General features: G+C 65.9%; 21 protein-coding genes and 1 pseudogene. 9 read left to right on the forward strand and 13 right to left on the reverse strand.

The genetic code is table 11. The features are described from left to right. Positions 1 to 292: hypothetical protein (locus DBR10_RS18945; RefSeq protein WP_146187860.1), on the reverse strand; the 292-nt coding region annotated here is incomplete at its 3' end. 181 nt (positions 293 to 473) lie between these two features. Between DBR10_RS18945 and DBR10_RS14940 the strand changes: the two genes are divergently transcribed. Continuing rightward, positions 474 to 1,502, forward strand: coding sequence for an adenosine deaminase (locus DBR10_RS14940; protein WP_369831726.1), 1,029 nt, complete (start codon positions 474 to 476; stop codon positions 1,500 to 1,502). Positions 1,503 to 1,708: 206 nt separating this feature from the next. Here the strand turns inward: DBR10_RS14940 and dgcA are convergent, their stop codons facing one another. Beyond that, positions 1,709 to 2,722: an N-acetyl-D-Glu racemase DgcA gene (gene dgcA / locus DBR10_RS14950; protein WP_108505531.1), complete on the reverse strand. Its 1,014-nt coding sequence runs from the start codon at positions 2,720 to 2,722 to the stop codon at positions 1,709 to 1,711. Between the two features lie 41 nt (positions 2,723 to 2,763). Further along, positions 2,764 to 2,985, reverse strand: a complete 222-nt coding sequence (gene didA / locus DBR10_RS14955) for a DNA damage-induced SOS-independent cell division inhibitor A (RefSeq protein WP_442861122.1) — start codon at positions 2,983 to 2,985, stop codon at positions 2,764 to 2,766. 198 nt (positions 2,986 to 3,183) lie between these two features. Here didA and DBR10_RS14960 point away from each other — a divergent pair, with 198 nt between their 5' ends. Beyond that, entirely contained in the window at positions 3,184 to 3,492 is a 309-nt protein-coding gene (locus DBR10_RS14960; RefSeq protein ID WP_108490198.1) for a polyhydroxyalkanoic acid system family protein, read from the forward strand. Here the strand turns inward: DBR10_RS14960 and DBR10_RS14965 are convergent. Further along, the gene (locus tag DBR10_RS14965) at positions 3,489 to 3,896 is read right to left on the reverse strand and encodes a DUF983 domain-containing protein (RefSeq protein WP_108490199.1); all 408 of its coding nucleotides are present in this window, start codon (positions 3,894 to 3,896) and stop codon (positions 3,489 to 3,491) included. The genes DBR10_RS14960 and DBR10_RS14965 overlap by 4 nt on opposite strands. 82 nt (positions 3,897 to 3,978) lie before the next feature. Here DBR10_RS14965 and DBR10_RS14970 point away from each other — a divergent pair, with 82 nt between their 5' ends. Next, complete coding sequence (locus DBR10_RS14970) at positions 3,979 to 5,340, forward strand: aminotransferase-like domain-containing protein (RefSeq protein ID WP_108505530.1); 1,362 nt, start codon at positions 3,979 to 3,981, stop codon at positions 5,338 to 5,340. Between the two features lie 29 nt (positions 5,341 to 5,369). Here DBR10_RS14970 and DBR10_RS14975 read toward each other — a convergent pair whose 3' ends face one another. Then, positions 5,370 to 5,570: a hypothetical protein gene (locus tag DBR10_RS14975; RefSeq protein ID WP_108505529.1), complete on the reverse strand. Its 201-nt coding sequence runs from the start codon at positions 5,568 to 5,570 to the stop codon at positions 5,370 to 5,372. Positions 5,571 to 5,688: 118 nt separating this feature from the next. Here DBR10_RS14975 and DBR10_RS14980 point away from each other — a divergent pair, with 118 nt between their 5' ends. Continuing rightward, entirely contained in the window at positions 5,689 to 5,955 is a 267-nt protein-coding gene (locus tag DBR10_RS14980) for a hypothetical protein (protein WP_108505528.1), read from the forward strand. On the opposite strand, the gene DBR10_RS14985 is transcribed toward DBR10_RS14980, so the two are convergent. Continuing rightward, positions 5,952 to 6,587, reverse strand: coding sequence for a TetR/AcrR family transcriptional regulator (locus tag DBR10_RS14985; RefSeq protein WP_108505535.1), 636 nt, complete (start codon positions 6,585 to 6,587; stop codon positions 5,952 to 5,954). The genes DBR10_RS14980 and DBR10_RS14985 overlap by 4 nt on opposite strands. A gap of 92 nt (positions 6,588 to 6,679) precedes the next feature. Between DBR10_RS14985 and DBR10_RS14990 the strand changes: the two genes are divergently transcribed. The 5 genes from DBR10_RS14990 (at position 6,680) to DBR10_RS15010 (ending at position 14,516) form a co-directional block, all read left to right on the forward strand. Next, on the forward strand, positions 6,680 to 7,783 hold the full coding sequence (locus DBR10_RS14990; RefSeq protein WP_108505534.1) for an efflux RND transporter periplasmic adaptor subunit: 1,104 nt from the start codon (positions 6,680 to 6,682) through the stop codon (positions 7,781 to 7,783). 2 nt (positions 7,784 to 7,785) lie between these two features. Beyond that, positions 7,786 to 10,857, forward strand: a complete 3,072-nt coding sequence (locus tag DBR10_RS14995) for an efflux RND transporter permease subunit (protein ID WP_108556475.1) — start codon at positions 7,786 to 7,788, stop codon at positions 10,855 to 10,857. 106 nt (positions 10,858 to 10,963) lie between these two features. Then, positions 10,964 to 12,607, forward strand: coding sequence for a phytoene desaturase family protein (locus DBR10_RS15000; RefSeq protein WP_108505991.1), 1,644 nt, complete (start codon positions 10,964 to 10,966; stop codon positions 12,605 to 12,607). A 133-nt stretch (positions 12,608 to 12,740) separates the two neighbouring features. Continuing rightward, the gene (locus DBR10_RS15005) at positions 12,741 to 13,886 is read left to right on the forward strand and encodes an aromatic ring-hydroxylating oxygenase subunit alpha (protein WP_108556476.1); all 1,146 of its coding nucleotides are present in this window, start codon (positions 12,741 to 12,743) and stop codon (positions 13,884 to 13,886) included. Positions 13,887 to 13,931: 45 nt separating this feature from the next. After that, positions 13,932 to 14,516 carry a TetR/AcrR family transcriptional regulator gene (locus tag DBR10_RS15010; protein WP_108506229.1) on the forward strand — a complete coding sequence of 195 codons (585 nt, stop codon included), beginning with the start codon at positions 13,932 to 13,934 and terminating at the stop codon, positions 14,514 to 14,516. Here DBR10_RS15010 and DBR10_RS15015 read toward each other — a convergent pair. From DBR10_RS15015 to DBR10_RS20140, 7 genes and pseudogenes are all read right to left on the reverse strand, one after another. Then, positions 14,513 to 14,752 (reverse strand): hypothetical protein, encoded by a 240-nt coding sequence (locus DBR10_RS15015; protein WP_108489774.1) that lies wholly within the window; start codon positions 14,750 to 14,752, stop codon positions 14,513 to 14,515. The genes DBR10_RS15010 and DBR10_RS15015 overlap by 4 nt on opposite strands. A gap of 299 nt (positions 14,753 to 15,051) precedes the next feature. After that, a complete protein-coding gene (locus tag DBR10_RS15020; protein WP_108489775.1) occupies positions 15,052 to 16,344 on the reverse strand; it encodes a Xaa-Pro dipeptidase in 1,293 nt (430 codons plus the stop codon). A 5-nt stretch (positions 16,345 to 16,349) separates the two neighbouring features. Continuing rightward, complete coding sequence (locus tag DBR10_RS15025; RefSeq protein WP_335582564.1) at positions 16,350 to 17,663, reverse strand: amino acid permease; 1,314 nt, start codon at positions 17,661 to 17,663, stop codon at positions 16,350 to 16,352. A 220-nt stretch (positions 17,664 to 17,883) separates the two neighbouring features. Continuing rightward, complete coding sequence (locus DBR10_RS15030) at positions 17,884 to 20,247, reverse strand: TonB-dependent receptor (RefSeq protein ID WP_108556477.1); 2,364 nt, start codon at positions 20,245 to 20,247, stop codon at positions 17,884 to 17,886. A gap of 126 nt (positions 20,248 to 20,373) precedes the next feature. After that, entirely contained in the window at positions 20,374 to 22,395 is a 2,022-nt protein-coding gene (locus tag DBR10_RS15035) for a tetratricopeptide repeat-containing sulfotransferase family protein (protein WP_108556478.1), read from the reverse strand. A 58-nt stretch (positions 22,396 to 22,453) separates the two neighbouring features. After that, positions 22,454 to 23,278, reverse strand: coding sequence for an AraC family transcriptional regulator (locus DBR10_RS15040; protein ID WP_158272221.1), 825 nt, complete (start codon positions 23,276 to 23,278; stop codon positions 22,454 to 22,456). Between the two features lie 123 nt (positions 23,279 to 23,401). After that, positions 23,402 to 23,548: pseudogene (locus DBR10_RS20140) on the reverse strand (FAD-dependent oxidoreductase); the annotation flags it as partial.

Raw genomic sequence — 23,548 nt, forward strand, 5'->3', positions numbered from 1 at the left:
ACCTAGAACCCGGAATATCATCAGCAAAAATATTCCCTGACAATGATTTCTTATTAATTTTATACAAAATTTTTACTTCATTTACTCTCTCAAATAGGCCGTAAAGATCTACAGCAAGAACGCCTTTAGACTTAATGGATCCTGGAATTTTTCTAATTTTTGGCTTATACAAACTTTCTGCCGACAAGTACTCTAAACTTATTTCTATAACTTTTCCCTCATTCAGATTTACCAATTCCAACCAACGAAACTGAGGGCGTAAATCGATATCAAATTCTACAGTTTCAGGCACTCGTCCCTCCACAGATCGTAGTTATCTAATAAAAATAATGTCCGATTTTCTAGCCGTGTAAAGGCCTAGAAGTTGTTTTTCCCTTCTCGCTATAGGCTTTTTCCGCCTGAACAGCTTTCTGCAAATTCAGAACTGATATCTGCGCCTCCACCTACCCTTGACCGCGCCGCGCCTTGCCCCGATGACTCCGACCATGACCGATCTCACCGCCTTCATTCGCGGCCTGCCCAAGGCTGAACTGCACATGCACATCGAGGGCAGCCTCGAGCCCGAGCTGATGTTCCAGCTGGCCGAGCGCAATGGGGTTGTGCTGCCGTTCAAGTCGGTGGACGAGATCCGCGCGGCCTATGCCTTTTCCAACCTGCAGGACTTCCTGGACATCTACTACCAGGGGGCCGGGGTGCTGATCACGGCCGAGGACTTCAGGGATCTGGCCCTCGCCTATTTCACCCGGCTGGCGGCCGATGGCGGAACCCATGCCGAGATCTTCTTCGACCCCCAGACCCATACCGAGCGCGGGATCGCCTTCGGCACGGTGATGCAGGGCCTGCTGGCCGGCATGGAGGAGGCGGAAAAGACGCTGGGCGTCACGTCCAAGCTGATCCTGTGCTTCCTGCGCCACCTGTCGGAAGACGAGGCCTTCGCCACCCTGGACCAGGCCAGACCCTGGCTCTCAAAGATCGTCGGTGTGGGGCTGGACAGCTCGGAGGTCGGCCATCCACCGGCCAAGTTCGCGCGGGTGTTTGCAGCGGCCCGCGAACTGGGCCTGAAGATCGTGGCCCATGCCGGCGAGGAAGGCCCGCCGGCATACGTCTGGGAAGCCATCGATCTGGTGAAGGTCGACCGCATCGACCACGGCAACCGGGCGCTGGAAGACGCGGCCCTGACCGGGCGTCTGGTCCGCGACGGCATCACTCTGACCGTCTGCCCGCTGTCGAACCTGAAACTGTGCGGCGTGCCCAGCCTGGACGTTCACCCGCTGAAGCGGATGCTGGAGCTTGGCCTGAAGGCCACGGTCAATTCCGATGATCCGGCCTATTTCGGCGGCTATCTGCTGGAAAACTACATGGCTACCGCGACGGCCGTGGGCCTGACCCGTGAGGAGCTGGTGACCCTGGCCCGGAACAGCTTCACCGGCTCGTTCCTGAGCGCAGCCGAGAAGGCTGAGCGCGTGGCCGCGGTAGACGCCTATGCGGCGGCGAACGGGTAGACGCAGCGCTCATCCCCGCGAAAGCGGGGCGTGGCCGTCTCGTGCGACTGAAAATGACTGTCATCCCGGACGAGCGCGTAGCGCGAAGATCCGGGACCGTCGCGTGAACTCAGCGCTTCCGGCGGTCCCGGATCTGCGCCCCGCTTCGCTGGGCTTGTCCGGGATGACAACTTTTTCGTCGACACGCTTCTTTGTGGTCAGCCGCCCTACAACCACAGCCCCTCAGCCTTCACCCCATCGCCCCAGAAGCCCGCCGCCGGGGGCGTGATGCGGCCGCGCGCGACGCGCAGACCGCCCGGATGGTCGTGAGCCAGCCACCAGGGACCGTCGAGGTCGGCATACTGGCATCCGCCCGCCAGGTGCAGGGCCGGGGCAATGCTCAGGGACGAGGCCACCATGCAGCCGGTCATCAGCTGGAAACCCAGGTCGCGGGCCTTTTCCAGCATGCGCACGGCTTCGGAGAGGCCGCCGGTCTTGTCCAGCTTGAGGTTCACGGCGCCATAGCGGCCGCGCAGGGCGGCCAGGTCGCCGCCGACATGCACCGACTCGTCGGCGCAGATCACATAGGGCGGATCATAGCCGTCGAGCTGGTGATCGGCCCCGGCCGGCAGGGGTTGTTCGACCAGGGCGATGGGCAGGTCAGCCAGCAGGCTGCGCAGGCCGTGCAGGATCTCGAAAGTCCAGCCCTCGTTCGGATCGACGATGAAACGGCTCTCCGGTGCGGCCGCCGCCACGGCCCGGAGGCAGGCGGCGGGGTCCTCGGCCGACAGCTTGATCTTGATCAGCGGGGCGTCGGCCACCGCGCGAGCGGCGATGCCCATGGCCTCGGGGCTGTCGAGGCTGACCGTCACGGCGGTGATCAGGGACGGCGGGACCGGCAGGCCGGTGGCTTCGGCGACGCTGATCCCAGTGCGCCGGGCCCGCAGGTCCCACAGGGCGCAGTCCAGGGCGTTGCGGGCCGCGCCGGGCGGCAGCAGATCCTGGGCTGCCGCCTCATCACCGTCTGCGACCAGGGCGTCCAGAACCGGCTTCAACTGGGCCAGAACGCCCTCGACGGTCTCGTCATAGCGGGCATAGGGCACGCTCTCGCCGCGCCCGACATGGCCGTCCTGATGGGCCTCGACCACCACGACCTGGGCAGCGGTCTTGACCCCGCGCGAAATCCGGAACGGGGCCTTGAGCGGGTGATCGACGGCGCGGGCGGTCAGGTGCAGCGACATGGCGCAAGGCTTGTCACTGTTTGCCGTGTCTGGCGAGGGGGCTAGCCGCGCCAGTCGCGGCGGAGCGGGGAGTCGGCGCGGCGCTCGCGAAACACCTTCAGGGCCAGGTCGCGTTCGACGACATAGAGGCCCAGCCAGACCAGCAGTACCCCCGCATAGTGGATCGCACCGATCAGGCCGGTCGGACGGCCGGGCCGGGCGGGACGGCGGGTTGGCTGGAAGGCGTGGGGCATGGCGAGGTCGGCCAGGGCAAGGTCGGTCATGACGGTCTCCCGAGCCGGTCCGGCGGGACAGGCTCCAGTCAAAAGCTTGGGAGCGTGACAGGTACCGAAACTGGCATCCCCTTTCGGCGGCCACGCTCCGTGGACGCTTGAACCTGACTCGCCCTTACGTCAGAAACGGTCGCCAGAACATTCGCCGCTTCGAAACCCTCCGCCCCTGTTCCTCAGCCGAGACCCGTGATGGCCAAGATGATCACCCTCACCCTTCCCCACCGGCTGGGCGCGGCCGAGGCGCGGCGGCGTCTGGAGACGGGACTGGAGCAGATGGCCGGCCAGATTCCGGGCGGCGATGCGGCCCGCTTCACCCAGAGCTGGACCGGCGATGTCCTGAACTTCTCAGCCCAGGCCATGGGCCAGGCCATCACCGGGGCTGTCACGGTGATGGAGGATCACGTGCGCCTCGACGTCGCCCTGCCCGGCATGCTGGGCATGGTCGCCGGCAAGATCAAGGCCGAGCTGGAAAAGCGCGGCCTGCAGTTGCTGGCCTAGAGCCGCCGCTCATCGAAGTCGTGTCGGCCGACACTCTCGAACCGGCCTTCCTCGGCCTTGTGAATGAACTGCGAGGCCACGAGCCACGCCTTGACCGGCCGTAACGTGCCAAGGCACGCACCGATCAGCACCGGGAACACCGTGGCAAAGTGGACCCAGAGCGGCGGCCGATAGACGACCTCGACCCAGGTGAAGACCCCGATCACGACAATGCCGACGCCACTCATCACGAAGAAGGCCGGACCGTCGGCAGGGTCGGCGAAGGCATAGCTCAGGCCGCAGCGGTCGCAGGCCGGGGCCAGCTTCAGGAAGCCGGCGAACAGCTTGCCCTCACCGCAGCGCGGACAGCGACAGCGCAGGCCCGACAGAAGCGGAGACGGAGAATTGTAAAGCGGATCGGCCATCAAGAGCCCTTCCTACAATCGCAAACTTGTTACATACAATATTGATGTAATGTATGCATCTATGGCCTGCGAGACAACCACCATGCCGTCGCATCCCTCTGTCGCCTGGCTGAAACGCACTGAAGCCCTGTCAGGTCCGGCCTACAAACGGCTGGCCCAGGCGCTGGAGGCCGCCATCGCGGAGGGAGAGCTGCAGTCCGGGGACCTGATCCCGGCCCAGCGCGACGTCGCGCGACGGCTCGGGATCGACTTCACCACCGTCACCCGGGCCTATGCCCTGGCGCGCGACCGGGGCCTGATCGAGGGAACCGCAGGGCGCGGCACCTTTGTTCGCCGGCAAACCGGCGAAGATGAAGCCGGATTGGTCGACCTGTCGATGAACCTGCCGCCCCAGCCCCAGGGACTGAACCTGGGTGCCCTGCTGCGCGAAACAACAGGCCTCATCCTGGCCCGCACCGATCCCGCAGTGCTGATGGCCTATCATCCCGGTGCCGGGTCCCTGGCCCAGCGCACGGCGGCGGCCCACTGGCTTGCACCGACCCTGGGCGAGGTTGCATCCGAGCGCGTCTTGATCGCGAGCGGTGCCCAGACCGCGCTGACCGCCTTGCTGGGGCTACTGGCCCGTCCCGGCCAGACCCTTATCGTAGAGGCCCTGACCTATCCGGGTCTACTGGCCGCCGCCGCCCAGCGCGGCCTGCGCGTCATCGCCTGCCCTATGGATGACCAGGGCCTGGAGCCCCAGGCGCTGGCGCAACTGGTTGCCCGGCACGCGCCCGTCGCGATCTGCTGTACGCCCACCTTCCAGAACCCGACCACGGCGACCATGGGTCAAGCGCGGCGCGAGGCGATCGTCGAGATTGCCAGAAAAGCGGGGGTGCTGATCCTTGAGGATGATGCCTACGGTCTGTCGCCGACAGAGCCCCTGCGCGCCCTGGCCAGTCTGTGGCCGGAAGGCGTGTTCCACGTCGCAACCACGGCCAAGACCCTGTCGCCGGGCCTGCGGATCGCCTTTGTGGTCGCTCCGGTGGCGCGGGTCGCCGAGACGTCCCAGGCCCTCCATGATATCGCCCAGATGCCGCCACCGCTGATGGCGGCCCTTGTCACCCACTGGATCCGCGAAGGCGATGCCCAAAGGGTGCTTGACGGTGTCCGGCGCGAGGCGATCGTGCGCCGCCGCGTCGCTGCGGAGATCCTGCCGGTGGCGCTCGGCGGGCCCGAAAGCCTGCATGTCTGGCTTGAATTGCCGGAGGGCGGGCGTCCCGGCCTCCTGCTGGAGGGGGCCCGGGCCCGGGGCCTTTCACTCGTCGATGCCGGCTCCTTCAGGGCCCCGGGCATCACACGCGAGGGTGTAAGGCTCTCTCTGGGCGCGCCGCAAAAGGCCTCGACCCTGTCGCGCGCCCTGCGCGAAGTGGCCGGACTGCTCGCCACAGGCAATAGAGCCTGACCCAGGGCCAAGCGGATCAGGAGCCGGGCCTAGAACTCCGCCTCGCCCTCATCCTCTTCGCCGTCCCCCTCGCCGCCGACCGCCAGCTCCAGGGAATCGATGATGTCGTCCATCTGGTCCGGCGTGATCGAGACATAGAGGGTGTCGCCACCGATGGCCGACACCAGCAGGCGATAACCGTCTTCGGTCTCTTGCAGGCTGAACGACTGGAGGGGCTGCAGCTTGGCCATGACAGGCTCCGATAAATCCAAGGCGCGGATATAGGCGCGCGCGCCCGACTTTTCCACGTAACCTTTCGCCGCCGCCGAACGACCTTGCCTGCAGCAAGAACAGGCGGGAGCAGCGAACTTGGCCATCGAGATCATCAACGGCTTCCGGTGCAAGGACTGCACGGACGTCGACTATGCCCGGAAACACATCGATCCCGCCCACCCGAAGGACGGTCCATACGGCGTGAACAAGGTCGACGACCCGCTGGAGGCCCGGAAGAAGGACAGGCGCAGCCCGGTCGAATTCGGCGGGGCGCTGGAGGCCCTGAACGGCGTGGTCGAGCCGGTCCGCGATCCCCGTCTTCGCCTGCCAGAGCCCGGCGAGCGGGCAGACCGCTCGATCTAGGGCTTCAGGGCCCCGCGGCGCAGCATGGTGATGTGCGCCGCGATCAGCACCTCGCGCTCGGCCCATGGAAACTCGGGGCGGGCGATCAGCAACGAGACCAGCCCGTGCAGCCCGGCCCAGAGGGTCTGGGTCGTGATCTGGACATCGTCGAGCAGGGTCATGCCGACCGCCTGGTATTCGGCGACGATGTCGCTGAACATCTGGAAGGCCTCAAGACCGGCCAGCATCGGCCGGCTGTTCATCTTGTCGAGAAATTCGCCGTGCTGGCTCTTCTCGATCATGAAGGCCACCCGGTAGGGATTGGGGTTTTCGACCCCGAAATCGACATAGACCCGCATCGAGCGCTCGAAATTGGCCGCCGTCGGCTGGTGTCCGACCCGGGCGGCCGCCATGCGACTGGTCAGGATGGCAAAGGCCCGCACACAGAGCTCGGCGGCCATGTCATCCTTGGTCGCGAAATAGGCATAGAGGGCCGGCTGCGAGATCCCCGCCAGCTCGGCAATCTGCCGCGTCGAGACCGCGTGCACGCCCTTCTCGCTGAACAGGGACAGGGCCGCGTCGAGGATTTCTTCCCGCCGCTCGCCGCCATGTCCCTTGGCCTTGCGCGGAGATCTTATGCTGGGCGCCTTCATCATCTCGTGACCTTCATCATCCCCTGCCGCCCTTGACAAGTCCCAACAATCTATCACTGATAACTTATCGTCGATTGATTTGGAACAAGGCCATGCGGCGCTCCTCCCCGCCCACGCTCAAGGCCCTGCGAGGCCTGCTTGTCATGTCCGCCACCCTGCCCCTGCTGGCGGGCTGCGGCGGCAAGGACAAGACGCCCAAGGCCCAGGCCCCGGCGACCCCGGTTGAGGCTGTCGCAGTGTCCGGTCCCAAGTCAGAGGCGCAGGTTTCCGGCACCGGGACCCTGGAACGCCGCCGCGAAATGGCGCTGTCGTTCCGTATCGGCGGGGTCCTGACCCGGATGGCGGTCGAGGCCGGTGACAGCGTCCGCGCCGGTCAGGCCCTGGCAGCCATCGATCCGGCCAATCTGGAAGCCCGCCAGCAGCAGACCTCGGCAGACCTCGAGCGGGCGCGCCGCGACGTCGAGCGCGACCGGACCCTGTTCGACAAGGGCTATGTCAGCCGTCAGCGCCTGGATGACCGGCTCAGCGCGCTGAAGGCTGCCGAAGCCGCCTACAGCTCAACCAGTTTCGACCGGCGCTGGGCCCAGCTCACTTCACCGGTGTCCGGCGTGGTCCTGGCGCGCAATGCCCAGGCCGGCGAGGTGGTTCAACCGGGTCAGGTGGTGCTCAAGGTCGCCGACCTGACCAGTCCGCTCGTGCTGCGCCTGCCGCTCTCGGCCCGCGACGCCGGGCGGGTCCGGGTTGGCGACGCCGCCCGGGTCAGGGTCGCCGAAATGGGGGAGCAGGCGCTGAACGGAACCGTCACCCGCCTCGGCGAGGCGGCCGATACCCGGACCGGTGCCGTCACGGTCGAAATCGAGCTTTCCGGCCGGCCGGACCTGCGCAGCGGTCAAATCGCCAGCGCGGAGCTGTCCGTCCGGACCGCACCGGAGCGGACCGGGGCTTTTGCCCGAATTCCGGCCGAGGCGGTTCTGGAAGCCGAGGGTGCTCGTGCCTTCGTCCTGCGCCTCGACGGCGGCATCGCACGACGGACCGCCGTCGGCTTCGGCGGTTTTGACGGAGACGATGCCCTGGTCTCGGGCCTGGCTGACGGCGCGCAGGTGATCACCGCCGGAGCCGGATTTGTCGGTGACGGCGAGAAGGTTCGACTGGTCGATCCGGCCAAGCTGCCGTCCACGACGGCTGGGAGCCGTTAGTCGTGTCGTTCGACCTGGCCGGCCTCGCGGTTCGCCGCTGGCAGTTCACCCTCGTCGCCTTCGGCCTGCTGGTCATGCTGGGGATCAATGCCCTGCTGACCATTCCGCGGTCAGAGGACCCGCATTTCCCGATCCCGTTTGTGATCGTGCGCGCCGTTCTGCCCGGGGCCGAGCCGGCAGAAATGGAGCAACTGGTCGTCGATCCGATCGAAGATGCGGTGGACGGCCTCGACAATGTCACCAAGGTCGAGTCGACCAGCCTCGACGGCGCGGCGGTGGTCAAGATTGAGTTCACCTGGGATGTCGACCCCGAGCGCAAGTACGACCAGGTCGTGCGCGAGGTGAACGCCATCCGGGGCAACCTGCCGTCCGGCTTGGCGCGGCTTGATATCCAGCGGGCCCGAACCACTGAGGTCTCGATCGTCCAGGTGGCCCTGACCAGCGACATCCTGCCCATGCGGCGGCTGGAGAAGACCGCTGACCGCCTGCGCGAACGCCTCGACCGCGTGGCCGGTGTCCGTGAAGCCAGGTACTGGGGTGCCCCGCCGTCGGAGGTTCAGGTCACCCTCGATCTGGCCCGGTTGGCGGCCCTCAAACTGCCCGCGACCGCCGTCGCCGATGCCCTGCGCTCGGCCGGGGCCGAGGCACCGATCGGGGCCGTCCAGGCCGGGGAACGCCGATTCAACGTCAAGTCGGGCGGAGCCTTCCGGTCGCTTGAGACCGTGGAGAATACCCCGGTCCGCTCGATCGGCGGTCAGGTCACGCGCGTTCGCGATGTCGCCAGGGTCGCCTGGGCCCAGCAGGAACCCACCCACCTGGCCCGCTTCAACGGCAAGCGAGCGGTCTTCCTGACCGTGACCCAGAAGGACGGCCAGGACGTCGCCCGGATCACCAAGGGAGTCGAGGCCGTTCTCGACGACTATGAGAAGACCCTGCCCGCCGGGGTAAAGCTGGAACGCGGCTTCGTTCAGGCCGACAACGTCAAGCACCGGCTGAACAACCTGTTCCGGGACTTCGGCATCGCCCTGGTGCTGGTGCTGATCACCCTGCTGCCGCTGGGCCCGCGGGCCGGCCTGGTGGTCATGGTTTCGATCCCGCTGAGCCTGCTGATCGGCCTGTCGATGCTGCAGAGCTTCGGCTTCACCCTGAACCAGCTGTCGATCGCCGGCTTCGTCCTGGCCCTGGGCCTGCTGGTCGACGACAGTATCGTCATCACCGAGAACATCGCCCGGCGCATCCGGGAGGGTGAGGAACGGACCGAGGCGGCCATCAACGGCACGCGCCAGATCGGCCTGGCGGTCCTGGGCTGTACCGCGACGCTGATGCTGGCCTTCCTCCCGCTGATGGCCCTGCCCGCCGGGTCGGGGGCCTATATCAAGTCCCTGCCCGTCACCGTGCTGTGCACGATCGCCGCCTCGCTGCTGGTCTCGATGACCATCATCCCGTTCCTGGCCAGCCGGCTGCTGGACAAGCATTCGGACCCGGAAGGCAACCCCATCCTGCAGGCGGTCAATGGCGGCATTCACCGCTTCTACAGCCCGCTGCTGCACCGGGCCCTGGCCCGTCCCTGGCTGGCCCTGGCCCTGATGCTGGCCCTTTGCATCACCACGGTTCCGCTGCTGAAGGTCATCGGCTCCAGCCTGTTCCCGCCGGCCGAGACGCCGCAGTTCCTGGTCCGGATAGAGACGCCCGACGGCAGTTCGCTGGCCCGCACGGACCGGGTCCTGAAATTCGTCGAGACCCGCCTGAAGGCTGAACCCGACGTCGTCTGGCGGGCCGGAAACCTCGGGCGGGGCAATCCGCAAATCTTCTACAACCAGAGCCAGCGCGAGAGCGCCACCACCTATGCCGAGGTCTTTGTCAGCCTGCACAAATGGGATCCGGGCAAGAGCGAGGTCGTGCTCGATCGCCTGCGCCGGGACTTCAACAGCTTCCCCGGCGCGCGGATAACCGTCGTCACCTTCGAGAACGGTCCGCCGATCGACGCCCCGATCGCCATTCGCCTGACCGGCCAGAACCTTGATGCCCTCAAGGCCCTGGCGGCCCGCGCCGAGGCCATTCTCAAGGCCACGCCCGGCACGCGCGACGTCAGCAACCCCGTCCGGCTGGACCGGACAGACCTGGACCTCGGCATTGACGAGGCCAAGGCCTCGGCCCTCGGGATCCCGGCCGGCGCGGCGCGGCGGGTTGCCCGCCTGGCCCTGTCCGGCGAAGAGACGGCCCGCTTCCGCGACCCGGATGGCGACGACTATGCGGTCAAGGTTCGCCTGCCGATGGAACAGGCTGATGGTGCCGCCCGCAATGCCCTCTCGGCCCTGAACGGTGTCTATGTCCCGACGGCCGACGGCCTGTCGGCCCGGCTCGACGCGATTGCCACCCCGACCCTCAAGTCGAGCCCGGCCCGGATCGACCGCTTTGACCGCGAACGCACGGTGACCATCACGTCCTATGTCTCGACCGGCTACCTCGCCGCCAAGGTCACAGAGGATGCAGCCGCGCGCATGGCCCGGGACCTGCCTATGCCCCCCGGCTACCGGCTGAGCCTGGGCGGCCAGGCCGAGGCCCAGTCCGAGAGCTTCTCGGGCCTGGGGGCCGCGATCCTTATCGCGGTCTTCGGGATCCTCGCCGTGCTGGTTCTGGAGTTCCAGAAGTTCAAGACCGCCCTGGTGGTCGCAGGGATCATTCCGTTCGGCGTCTTCGGCGCCGTGGCGGCCCTGGCCCTGACCGGCAACTCCCTGAGCTTTACGGCGACGATCGGTCTGATCGCGTTGATCGGGATCGAGATCAAGAACTCGATCCTGCTGGTCGACTTCACCGAGCAGTTGCGCAAGGACGGCATGGGCCTGCACGACGCCATCGAGAAGGCTGGCGAAGTCCGCTTCCTGCCGGTGCTGCTGACCAGCGTTACGGCGATCGGTGGTCTGCTGCCTCTGGCGCTGGAACGGTCGGGCCTCTATTCTCCGCTCGCGATCGCAATCATCGGCGGTCTGGTCACCAGCACCGTGCTTTCTCGGGTGGCGACACCGGTGATGTACTGGCTGACGGCACGGGGTGACGAACGCGTTCAGGCCTGATTTAGGGCCGGACCACTTCACCTGCCGTCGTGGCCAACCTGCAATCGCCCTTGCCTATTATACGGTCGTATAGCAATTTCCCCGTTCACGGTTCGGGGGAAGACGCATGCTGCCTACTACGACGCGCGACGCGGTCATCATCGGCGGGGGCCATAACGGGCTGGTCTGCGCCTTCTACCTCGCACGGGCCGGCCTGAAGGTCACCGTCTGCGAGGCGCGCAGCGTTGTGGGCGGGGCCGCCGTGACCGAAGAATTCCATCCCGGATTCCGCAACTCGGTCGCCAGCTACACGGTCAGCCTGCTCAGTCCCCGGGTCATCGCCGACATGGATCTTCACCGCCACGGGCTGAAGATCGTCGAGCGTCCGATCTCCAACTTCCTGCCGATCAGCGAGAGCAAGTACCTCAAGCTGGGCGGTGGGCTGGAGCGGACCCAGGAGGCGTTCCGCCAGTACAGCCGTCGCGATGCCGAGGTGCTGCCGGCCTATTACGCTATGCTGGACGAGATCGGCGACGTTCTGCGCGATCTCGCCGCCGAGACTCCGCCGAACCTGGGTGACGGCATCCACGGCCTGCTACGCGGCGCCCGGCAAGGCACACGCCTGGCCCTGCTGAGCCGCGAGCGCAAGCGCGACCTGCTGGACCTGTTCACCAAGAGCGCCCGCGACTTCCTGGATGGCTGGTTCGAGAGCGACGCGGTCAAGGCCAGCTTCGGCTTCGACGCCGTGGTCGGCAACTTCGCCAGCCCGGACTCACCGGGCTCGGCCTATGTGCTGCTGCACCACACTTTCGGCGAGGTGAATGGCAAGAAGGGGGCCTGGGGCCACGCCATCGGCGGCATGGGCGCGATCACCCAGGCCATGGCCTGCGCCTGTGAAGGCGTCGGCGTCGAACTGCTGACCGATGCGCCGGTCGAGGCGGTGCATGTCGAGGCCGGCAAGAAGGGCTCCAGGGCGGTGGGCGTTCAGTTGGTCGATGGTCGCCAGATCATGGCCCCGATCGTCTCGTCGAACCTCAATCCGGCCCTGCTCTACGGCAAGCTGGTTGCGCCCTCGGCCCTGCCGCCGGCCTTCAGCAAGGCCATCAAGGGCTACAAGAATGGCTCGGGCACCTTCCGGATGAACGTGGCGCTGTCGGAACTGCCGGACTTCACCTGCCTGCCCGGCAAGGACGCCGCCGAGCACCACCAGTGCGGCATCGTGATCTCGCCCAGCCTCGACTACATGGATGAGGCCTATCGCGACGCCAAGGCGTTCGGCATCAGCAAGAAGCCGATCGTCGAGATGCTGATCCCCTCGACCCTCGACCCCACCCTGGCTCCGGCGGGCCAGCATGTGGCCAGCCTGTTCTGCCAGCAGTTTGCCCCGACCCTGCCGGACGGCCGGTCGTGGGACGACGAACGCGAGGCCGCCGCCGACCTGATCATCGACACGGTCAATGCCTGGGCCCCCAACTTCAAGGCCTCGGTGGTCGGTCGGATGATCCTGTCGCCGCTGGATCTCGAGCGGAAGCTGGGCCTAGTCGGTGGAGACATCATGCATGGCCACATGTCGCTGGACCAGCTTTGGGCCGCACGCCCGGTCCTGGGCCATGCCAGCCATCGCAGCCCGGTTGAAGGGCTCTATATGTGCGGTGCCGGCTGTCATCCGGGCGGCGGCGTTTCGGGCAATCCGGGCCGCAATGCCGCGCGCGAGATCCTGCGCGACAAGGACTTCGTCACGGCCCTGAAGCTGTCGGTGGTGGGGCGGTGATGGCGAGGTCACTTGCCCCCTACGGATCGCATCGCAATCGTCTTCCCCCGCAGGGGGAAGATGGACGGCACCGATCTCATCTTCTCCCTGCGGGGGAAGACGGCTGCGAAGCAGCCCGTAGGGGGCCAGTGCAATGATGACTCACACCGACCCCCAGTCCGACTGGGGCCTGCCCGGCTGGACCTACGACAACGACCGCTTCTTCCGGGAAGAGCAGGACCGGATCTTCCGGCCCTCCTGGCAGATCGTCTGTCACCTGAACGACATCCCCAAGGCAGGCGATTTCCACACCCTCGACTATATCGGCGAAAGCGTCGTGGTCGTCCGGGGCAAGGACGGCGGGGTGCGGGCGTTCACCAATGTCTGCCGGCACCGGGGCGCGCGCCTGCTGGACGGACCGGCCGGCCATTGCGGCAAGGGCGGCGGCCGGATCGTCTGCCCCTATCACGCCTGGACCTATGACCTCGAGGGTCGCCTGATCGGCGTGCCGATGCGGGAAACCTATCCCGCCCTGGAGATGGACAAACAGGGTCTGGTCAAGGTCGAGGTCGAGGTCTGGCGCGGCTTTGTCTTCGTACGGCTGGAGGGCGACGGACCGTCCGTGGCCGAGATGATGGCTCCCTATGAGCACGAGGTGGCCCACTACCGCTTCGAGGACCTGCAACCGTTCGGCCGCGTCACCCTGCGCCCCCGGACGGTGAACTGGAAGAACATCAGCGACAACTATTCCGACGGCCTGCACATCCCTGTCGCCCATCCCGGCCTGACGCGCCTGTTCGGCAAGGGCTACGGCGTCGAAGCGGCACCCTGGGTCGACAAGATGTGGGGGCAACTGATCGACGAGCCGTCGAACAACCCGTCCGAACGGATCTATCAAGGCATCCTGCCCGACGTTCCGCACCTGCCGGCGGATCGCAAGCGGCTGTGGACCTATTTCAAGCTGTGGCCGAACTTCGCCTTCGACATCTATCCGGACCAGGTGGACTTCATGCAGTTCATTCCGGTCTCGGCCACCCAGACCCTGATCCGCGAAATCGCCTATGCCCTGCCTGACGACCGTCGCGAGATGAAGGCGGCGCGCTATCTGAACTGGCGCATCAACCGCCAGGTCAATGCCGAGGACACCGAGCTGGTCGCCCGCGTCCAGGAGGGTATGGCGTCGAAGAGCTTCACGGCCGGTCCGCTCGCGACCTCTGAGGTTTCACTGCGCAGCTTTGGCCGCAAGATGCGCCACCTGATCCCGGAGGCGCGGCTGAACCGGCCGCCGACGGGGTGGTGATTTGCACTTTTCTCCCTTCCCCCTTGATGGGGCAGGGCTAACACCATGCGCGCCAGCTTTACCCGCGAATCCCCGGATGTCCGCCGCCAGACCCTCGTCGCTGCGGCGGAAGCGGTGCTAGCTCGCGAGGGCGTGGCCGGGACGTCCGTACGCAGCATCTGCGCGGAGGCCGGTGTCTCACCCGGCCTGCTTCGACACTATTTCGACGGCGTCGATGCCCTGATCGCCGCCGCCTACGAGGCCGTGGGCCAAAGGATCGATGCGGCACTGGAAGCGGCGGTCGCCTCGGCGGGACCTGATCCGCGCGCGCGGATCACGGCTTATCTGACGGCCAGCTTCGCGCCGCCGGTTCTCGATCCGCAACTGCTGGCGACCTGGATTGCCTTCTGGAGTCTGGTCAAGACTCGCCCGGCGATCGGCGCGATCCATGCGGCGAGCTATGCGGTCTATCGGGCCAGGCTGGAAAGCCTGCTGACCGACTGCGGGGCTCCGCAAACACGGCTTGCGGCTGTGGCCCTGACTGCGGTGGTCGATGGCCTGTGGCTGGAACTGTGTCTCGACGCCACGGTCTTTACGCCCGGCGAGGCGGCAGCAATCGCCGGGCGGGTTCTGGAAAGCTGGCTGGTTTAGGCGGCGACGTCGTGGCTGGCGAAGCTGCGACCCCAGGAGGCGCGGCGAACTTCAGGCTCGGCCACTTCGACGCGAGCGCTGCGACCCTGAACGCGCATGTGGCGCGCCATCATCTCGGCAACAGCCTGGGCTTCAGCCTGGCACGACCATGAACCGATCAGGTCGGGCGCATCGTTCCAGGTAACATGCCAGACACCTGAGACCGGGCGGACGAAATAGGTGTTCTCGATGGCCATGATGGACCTCCTTGGACCGGCTCAGGATCGTCTATGCCCCACCATCATGACAGATGTGCCATTGCGATGCAGCAGGATTAGTTTGCACTGCACAATGCAAGGTCCGGGCCACACGGTTAGCGCCCGTTAACCGGGCACCCGGACCATCAGCGTGCTGGATCTGAGGTTCTGGCGCACCGGAACCTGGCTCGGCCCGAACTTCAAATTCAGAATTACACACTGGGAACACAAACCTGCCAGGACCCTGATCGGTTCCGAGGGTCGTCAGAGCTTCGCTGCCTGGCTGCGGAAGCGGGGCACTAATCCTTCACCACCACGCCGCCCTTCATCACCTTGTCGACGGCTGACATGATGGAAATGTCCGCCATCGGATCGCCCTTAACGGCGATCAGGTCGGCATAGTGGCCCGGCGAAATCGCGCCGACGTCGCGGGACTTGTCCATCAAGGCGGCTGCGACGGTCGTCGCCGACTGGATCGCCTGCATCGGCGTCATGCCGTAGCGAACCATGTAGGGCAACTGACGGGCGTTCCAGCCATGCGGAAACACCCCGGCATCGGTGCCATAGGCGATCTTCACCCCGGCCTTGACGGCCTTGCGGAAACCTTCGCGCTGGGCGTCGGTGGTCTCGGTATTCTTGCGCAGGGTCTCGGCGGGCCAGCCATGGGCCTTGCCGTAGGCGTCGATGAAGTCACCGTTGTAGATGTCGGCGACCAGCCAGGCGCCCTTGGCCTTCATCAGGGCGATGCCCTCGTCATCAATCAGCGAGCCGTGCTCGATGGAGCGGACCCCTGCCCGCAGGGCGACCTTGATGCCTTCGGCGCCGTGCGCATGGGCCGTGGCATAGGTTCCGCGCCTGGCCGCCTCCTCGACGGCGGCCCGGATTTCGTCCTCTGACAGTTCCAGCTGACCAGGCTCGGTGCCGACGGTCAGGACAGCGCCGGTAGCGATCAGCTTGAGGAAGTCGGCACCGCCGACCAGCAGGGCCCGTGCCGTGCGGTGGGTGTCGGCCGCATCCTCGACCACCCCGCGGCGCATCTCCGGAGGAATGACCACATCGGCGGCAATCCCGGTGATTTCACCGCCCCCGCCGGGCGCGGTGATATAGGCCCCGGCCACCGACATGCGCGGACCCGGGACGAGTCCCTGGTCGATGGCATTGCGCAGGGCCACATCTCCGAAGGCGCGCCAGGTGCCGACATCGCGGACGCTGGTGAAGCCGGCCATCAGGGTGTCGCGAGCATGGGCCGCGCCGATATAGGCCTGCTCGGCTGCGGTGGTCAGCAGCGGTTCGGCGATATTGTCGGTCTGCACCTGGTCGACCAGGTGGGTGTGCAAGTCGATCAGGCCCGGCAGGACGGTATAGGCGCTCCAATCGAGCACCGGGCCGTCCGTCGGGGCCTTTTTCCAGGGCGTGACCGCGACGACGCGGTCTCCCTCGACGCGGATCAACTGGTCGGTCAGCACCCGACCGGCCTCAGTATCGATAAGGCGGCCGGCATGGATGTAGCTTGGCGCGGACTGGGCCATGGCCGGTGACGACGCCAGAACCAGACTGACGACGGCGGCAAGACCAGGGATGGCGAGTTTCATGAGCTTCACTCCGACGCCGGCACGACGGCCACACGCTTGATCAGCCAGTGGATCGGCAGTCCCAGCACCAGCAGGAGCAGGCTCCAGAGGCTGGCCGCGCCGGCCCCGTACAGGGTCCAGAACGAATAGACGGTCGCCACCAAGGCCACGACGATCAGCGAACGTGAGGGCGGCATACGGCCCACCATCTGCAGGCGCACCGCCGCCAGGGCGCAGAGCAGATAGGCGAACAGCGAGATGGCCGTGGCCAGCAGCGCCATGAAGGTGAACAGCTCCACCATCGACTTGGCGTAGTTCATCGTCACCAGAATGGTCAGGAACACGCTGGAAATCAGGTGAGCCCGCACCGGAGCTCCGCGCTTGGAGGTCTTGGCGAGAAAGGCCGGGAACACCCCGCCCTTGGCCATGGCATAGGGGATCTCGCCCTGCAGCAGCATCCAGCCGTTCAGGGCCCCGAAACCGCTGATCGCCGCGAAACCGGCCAGCACCAGCTGGGCATCACCGCCGCCGTGCAGGCCGACAAAGTCGGCGAACGGCGCGTTGGAGCTCTTGAGCAGGTCGGCCGGGGTCAGCAGGACCACCGCTGAACAGACGATCAGATAGATGATTCCGGCAAAGGCCGTACCGACCAGGGTGGCCCGGGGAATGGTCCGTTCGGGGTCCACGACCTTGCCGGCCGGCACGGTGGCCGACTCCATGCCCAGCAGGGCCCAAAGGGTCAGGGTCGCGGCGGCGGTGATCCCGACCGGGGTCAGGTCCGAAGCATGGAACGGCAGGACGGTCGAACCGCCGGTCTTGCCCAGCACAACGGCCGCCAGCAGGATGACGCCCATCAGCGGCAACAGCTTCAGGGCGGTCGTGATCACCTGCATGCCGCCGGCGAGACGGGCTCCGAAGCAGTTCATGATCGTCAGACCCCAGATCATGATCAGGGTAATGGCGCAGTGCAGGCCGGTCTGGGTCGCGATTCCCGGATAGAAGACGCTGAGATAGCTGACCGTCCCGGCGGCAATGGCGGCATTGCCGACCCACACCGAGATCCAGTAGCTCCAGGCCACCATGAAGCCGGCCGACGGCCCGAAAGCTTCCTGGGTGTAGATGTAGGGACCGCCGCCCTGCGGGAAGGCCTTGGCCAGACGGGCGAATACGAAGGCGAGGCAGAGCGCCCCACCGATCGTCAGGACCCAGCCTACAACGGCGTTCCAGCCATAGGGGGCCAGGGACGCGGGCAGCATGAAGACGCCCGAGCCGATCATGTTGCCCACAACCAGGGCCACACACATCCAGAAGCCCAGGGCCTTGGGTTCGACGACTTTCACGAAAGCATACCCTTTCCGCTCTCTCCGGCCGCAGCCGGGTTCCGGGTCAGGGCCGGCAAGCCGGCCTGCCGGGCACTCTCAGAAGGCGGATCAAGTCCCGATCGGCCGGGCCCAGAGCCGGTGAACAGCCGTCGCCGGACCGAGCGGGGAGAATGGAGATACGCCACAAAACAGGATCAGAACTGAAAAGGGGCGGCTCTTGCGAGCCGCCCCATCACAATCAGAATGTACGACCAATTTTCAGACCGAGCGTGCGCGGCTGGTTGGGCACGGTGTAGGGCTGAGGCCCGCACACGGAAATCGCACACTCCGTATAGCGGTTCAGGCTGGCCCGCTTGTCAGTGACATTCTTGATGTAAACCGACAGGGACCATTCGTCCCGGCTCACGCCCCCTGAAAGATCCAGCAGCGTGTAGGCGGGCTGGCGGCCGATAAAGGCCCGGTCAGCCAGACGGAGATTGGCCCAGTTGCTGGTCTGATAGACGGCCGCAGCCTGAACGAAGGACTCGTAGGGCCCCAGATCGAACTCGTAACGCGCCGTCAGGTTGGACTTGAACTTGGGCGTAACGGGCAGCGACGTGCCGTCCGGAGCCTGTGGACTGGCGCAGTTGGTAATCGGTTTGCCAGCCGAGTCGGTAACACCACAATAGTTGGCAGCCAGTTTGGCATCGGTGTAGGCCGCTGAGGCATTGATGGTGAAGCCGCGGGCAACCGCAAGCGTGACATCACTCTCAACGCCCTTGATGCGGGCCTGGTTGGCGTTCTTGATCTCGGTCAGGCCGTTGGGCCCTACGATCGAGAACTGGAAGTTATTCCAGTCTTCCATAAAGACCGCACCGTTCCAGCGGAACCGGTTCTCGAGCCAGCTGGTCTTCCACCCGAACTCGTAGTTCTTCAGATAGTCGGCCTGGTAGGGCGGCAGGGTCGAGCGGCGGTTGATACCGCCCGGACGGAAGCCTTCCGAGTAGGTGACATAGGCCAGCTTGTCGTCATCGAACTTGTAGGTGACGGTGACCTTGGGAACGTGGCCGGTTTCCTTGACCCGCTTGTCGAGGTTCGTACACGGCGCGCCATTGACGCCGCCGGTCCGGAAGCAGGCTCGTTCACCTGTGCTGCCATAGCCGGTGCCATAGCCGTAGAAGCCTTCGAGCGAGTTGTCCGACTTGAAGAAGCGGATACCGGCCATGGCCGTCAGCTTCGGCGTAACATCGAACGTGACCTCACCGAAACCGGCATAGTCACGGTCGATCCGCTGCTGGGCGGTCAGCCAGAGGGTATCGCTATAGCCGGGCACCTCAATGCTGGAGCCGATGCCGTCGATCTTGTAGCGCTGGGTGATGTTGTGCTGCTGGCGCTGGTAGAACAGGCCGCCGATGAAGCGCAAACGCTTGTCGTCAGGCGTGGCGACGCGGAATTCGTGGCTTTCCTTGGTGAAGCCGTCCTTGCCCTGGATGTATTGCGACGGATTGGCCAGGCCGCCCGCATCGTCGGTCCAGTAGAAGCCGTAGCCGACCTGGTCATAGAAATACGAGTAGTCCGAATAGTCCTGGCGGGTGTCGACGTCACGCTTCAGGTAGGAGCCGGCATAGGTCACGTCGAGATTGGCAACCTGCCCCTCGATGGTCATGGCCGCCTGGACCCACTCGTCGTTCGAACCCTCCGGATAGAAGTGCGTGACCTTCAGGTCTCCGACCTTGGGGTCAAAGGCATAGATGCCGCGCGACTTGGTGCGCTGCCCCATGACGGCCGGTGTAATGATCCAGTTCTCGCCCAGTTCGACCCGCAGGGCCGCACGCCCGCCCAGGGTGCTGGCACTGTTGTAATTGTCCTTGGCGATGCCGGCATTGCTGATGGTCAGGTCGTCAGACTTGGTCGCTGTGCCGCGGCCGTAGGTACGGGTGCCCTTGACGTTGTCGATATAGCCGGCGGTTTCCTCGTTCCAGCCGACCAGGCGCACGGCGATGGTGTCCGACAGCGGGATGTTGACGAAGGCTTCCTCGACATGGCCCATGGCATCGCCATCGACCTGGTTCACCTCGACATCGACCCCGGCCGAGAACCCGGCCGTGCTGGGCTTGTTGGTGATGATCCGCAGCGTGCCGGCCTGCGAGCTGGCTCCGTACAGCGTGCCCTGTGGCCCGGCGAGCGCCTCGACCCGTGCCACATCATAGACGTGCAGGTCGAGCGCGCCCTGAATGGTCGTCGTCGGCTGTTCATCGAGATAGACGCCGACGCTGGGCAGGGACCCCGAGTGGTTCCCGTCGCCGCCGCTGGCGACCCCGCGCATATAGACCTGACCAAAGCCGGGACCCGAGGTCGTGAACGAGACGCTGGGCAGATACTTCACATAGTCGACGAAGCTGGCGACCTGCAGTTGCTCCAGCTTGGCCTCACCCATCGCCTGGATGCTGACCGGAACGTCCTGGAGATTCTCGGATCGCTTCTGGGCGGTGACCACCACCTCTTCCAGCGACACAGCTGTGGTGTCCTGCGCATGCGCAGCCACGCTAGTCAGCATGGTGGAAGCCAGAAGCGCAGCCGAATACAGCCCCGCCCGTTTCACGCTTTTTTTCGTCGACGCCATGCCCACTCCCCGCATGTTTCAAGGCGTGGATGTTCCGCTGCGTTCAGAAGCTCGGCAAGACTGAAAAGGTGAAAAAGTGGCTAATCTTCCGAGTGTTGCAGAAATGGCAAAGCGTCGCCGGCTTGGTCACTTTCTAGGCGCACACGGATAGGTCTCCAGACATTCGCCCAGGGCCTGTTTCAGGGGCTGGAGGCATGATTCGTAGTTCTGCCAATGCTCGACGGCGCTCTTGAAGATCGGCTGCCGGACCTGCTCGGAACTGGCTGTACGCACGGCCCGGTCGTTCTCGTGGAAGTTCAGGCAGGCCGGTTCGAAGGGCAGGCCACAGTGATCCAGCAGGGCCCGGATCTGACCCTCTGGATCCTCGATCATCTGTTCATAGATGACCCGATGGACGCGGCCCGGCAGCACGGTGTCGAAGTGATCCATCAGGGCCACATAGTCGGCATAGTAGCGGCCGATGTCCGTCAGGTCGTAGCTGAAGGCCTGCCCCCGCGCGAAATGCTGCTTGAAGCCCGAGAAGCAGCAGCCCAGCGGATGCCGGCGTGCGTCGATAATCTTCGCGTTCGGCAGGATCAGATGGATAAGGCCGGTATGGGCAAAGTTGTTCGGCATCTTGTCGATGAAGAACGGCCGGTCGGTCTTGCGCTGCACGCGGGTGCGTTCGAGGAACTCCTCGCCCAGTTCGCGCAGGGCCTCGGGCGACAGCTCGGCCAGGATTTCCGGATAGGCCGAGTCTGACCGGCGGACCGCCTTGCCGCCCAGCCGGCGGGCCATGACGATCAGGTCGGGCAACTCCATCGTGCCCTCGACCTGGCTGTGGCTGGCCAGGATCTGCTCCACAAGGGTCGAGCCGGAGCGGGGCAGACCGACGACGAAGATCGGATCCGGAGCCTGGCACCCCTGCCCCGCTGTGGCGGCCAGCAGGGCCGGCGTAAACACCGCCCGGGCCCGGCCGACATCGGCGTGGTTCTCCTCCGGATCATAATCGACCTGGGTCCGCCGGATCGCCGCGCCCTGTGCGTAGTGTTCGAACGAGTGGGCATAGTGGCCGGCGTCCTCGAACGCCTTGCCGAGGGCATAGTGCAGGTGCAGGCGGTCATCGTCCGAGAGGCCTTTGCGCCCGAGGGCGGCGAGCATGGTTTCACGATCGGCTTCGGCAAACTTGACCGTCTTGAGGTTGGCCAGGCTCCACCAGGCCTCGCCCAGTCCGGGTGCCAGTTCCAGAGCCTTGCGGTAGGCGGCCACGCAATCGGCCTGACGCCCCACCGTCTTCAGGGCATGGCCAAAACTCATCCAGCCCTTGGGCTGGTTGGGGTAGCGGGCCAGCATCGTCTCGTAGATTCCGATCGCCGTCTCGTATTCACCCAGCCGCGACAGGATGGCGGCGCGCAGATTGGCATAGCCCGGATGGTTCGGATCGCGGTCGGTCAGTCGCTCGATCTGGAGCCGGGCCTCAAGGGTCTTGTTCTGACGATAGAGCATGGTCGCCAGATTGTGCCGGGCGGCGGCAAAGCCGGGGGCGATCTCCAGGCAGCCGACCAGCAGCCGCTCGGCGTCTTCATAGCGCCCGAGGCGCGCACCGGTCTCGGCCAGCATCCGCAGAGCCGCAACATCGGCGGGATGATCGGCCAGATGATCCCGCAGCCGCTGCTCGGCCACACCCAGCTGATTGTCGATCAGGGCGGCTGCGGCGGCGATCAGGGCCGGATCGCGCGTCGAGGCCCGAAGCTGCTCGGCCAGGGCCTGTTCGGCTCCGGCCCTGTCACCCAGCAGTTCGAGGCCTTCGGCAAGCCCAAACCAGGCTTCACCCGCCCGGGGGTCCAGAGCCACGACACGCCGGAACGCGGCCACCGCCTCGGCGGTGCGGCCAAGGTCGGCGAGGGCAAAGCCCAGCTCCAGCTGCGCACTGGCCATGGTCGGCAAGGCCCTCGCCAGAGGCGCGACCACGCCAAGGGCCTGGGCAGGGTCTCCAGCCAGCCGATACGCGGCGGCCAGCACGACGGTGGTCTCGGCATGGCGCGGCACGGCCTCCAGAATCGCCTCGGCCTGCTGCCGGGCCAGAGCCGGATCGCGCTCCAGGAGGCGCCGGGCGTGGTCAAGGGCCGTGGCGAGGCCAGCCTGGGCTTGCGAGGTCGAGGTCGTCATGTCGCGAAGAGACGGGCCCGGCGGCGCGATGTCAAATCACGCGCTGCCGGAGCCGGGATCAGGCCACAGGCACCCAGATCTCGATCACTCCCGAGCCGGTCCGGCTATCGAACCGGTCATCCATGCGCTCGAAACTGGCGGCATTGCCGGGTTTCAGCCCGGCAGCGGGCAGCCACGAATCATAGATGTGATGCCAGGTATTGCCGATGCCACTGACATGGCCCTCGTGGGTGAACACGGCATAGGTGTGGGCCGCTATGCGGAGCCGCGTGAACCCCTCCGGCAGCTCACCGCCGCCGATCTCGACCGCGCACATATAGTCAAACCGGTCCTCCCCGGCGAAATTGTGGGAAATGCCGTAGCTGGCCTCGCCCGTCTGGGCCTCGATCTGGCCCTGCCAAGTGCGGAACTTTTGCCACTGGCCCGGGATCCCGGCCAGATTGGCCAGCCTGTAGGAGGCGTTCAGCCCCCCGAAGGTCATGGCCGGGGCCTTCTCCATGCGGGGGGCCTGGACAGGCAGGGTATGGGATGCGGTCATCGTCAGGGGCTCCATCAGTCTGAGGGTTGTCAGGTCCTGGGTTTGACGAAAGGTCTTGGGAGAAATCCCGAACTGGGCCCGGAAGGCCCGGGAAAAGGCCTCATGCGAGCCGTAGCCGGCACTGACGGCCACGGACAGGATGTCCGTTTCCGGCCGCAGCAAACGCGCCGCGAGGCTCAGCCGCCGGGCCCGGACATAGGCCATGACCGGCATGGCGCAGGTCAGGGCAAAGACCCGCGCCACATGGAATGGACCGGCTCCGACTCCCCGGGCAATGCGGTTCAGGGTCAGGTCCTGGTCGAGGTGAGCCTCGACGTACCAGATGATCTTTGCGGTCAGGCTCACGGCATCCACCCGTCTTTCGTCCGGACTGTCCTAAGCGCTGAGCCGGCGGGATATTTGATCGCTCTTGCCATCGGTGCCCGAGCGGCTCATCGGGCCTGGGTCAGAGGCCCGATGGGGCAACGGCTAAAGCCTGTCGCGCAGCGCATACCAGCTGAGTCCTGCGACGGTCAGGGGCCAGCGTAGCAGGCGGCCGCCCGGGAACGGCGGGGTGGGCAGGCGGGACAGCAGTTCCACCCCGCCGGTCTCGCCCAGCACCGCGTCGGCCAGCAG

This window comes from Caulobacter sp. HMWF025 (assembly GCF_003060965.1).
GTDB lineage: Bacteria > Pseudomonadota > Alphaproteobacteria > Caulobacterales > Caulobacteraceae > Caulobacter.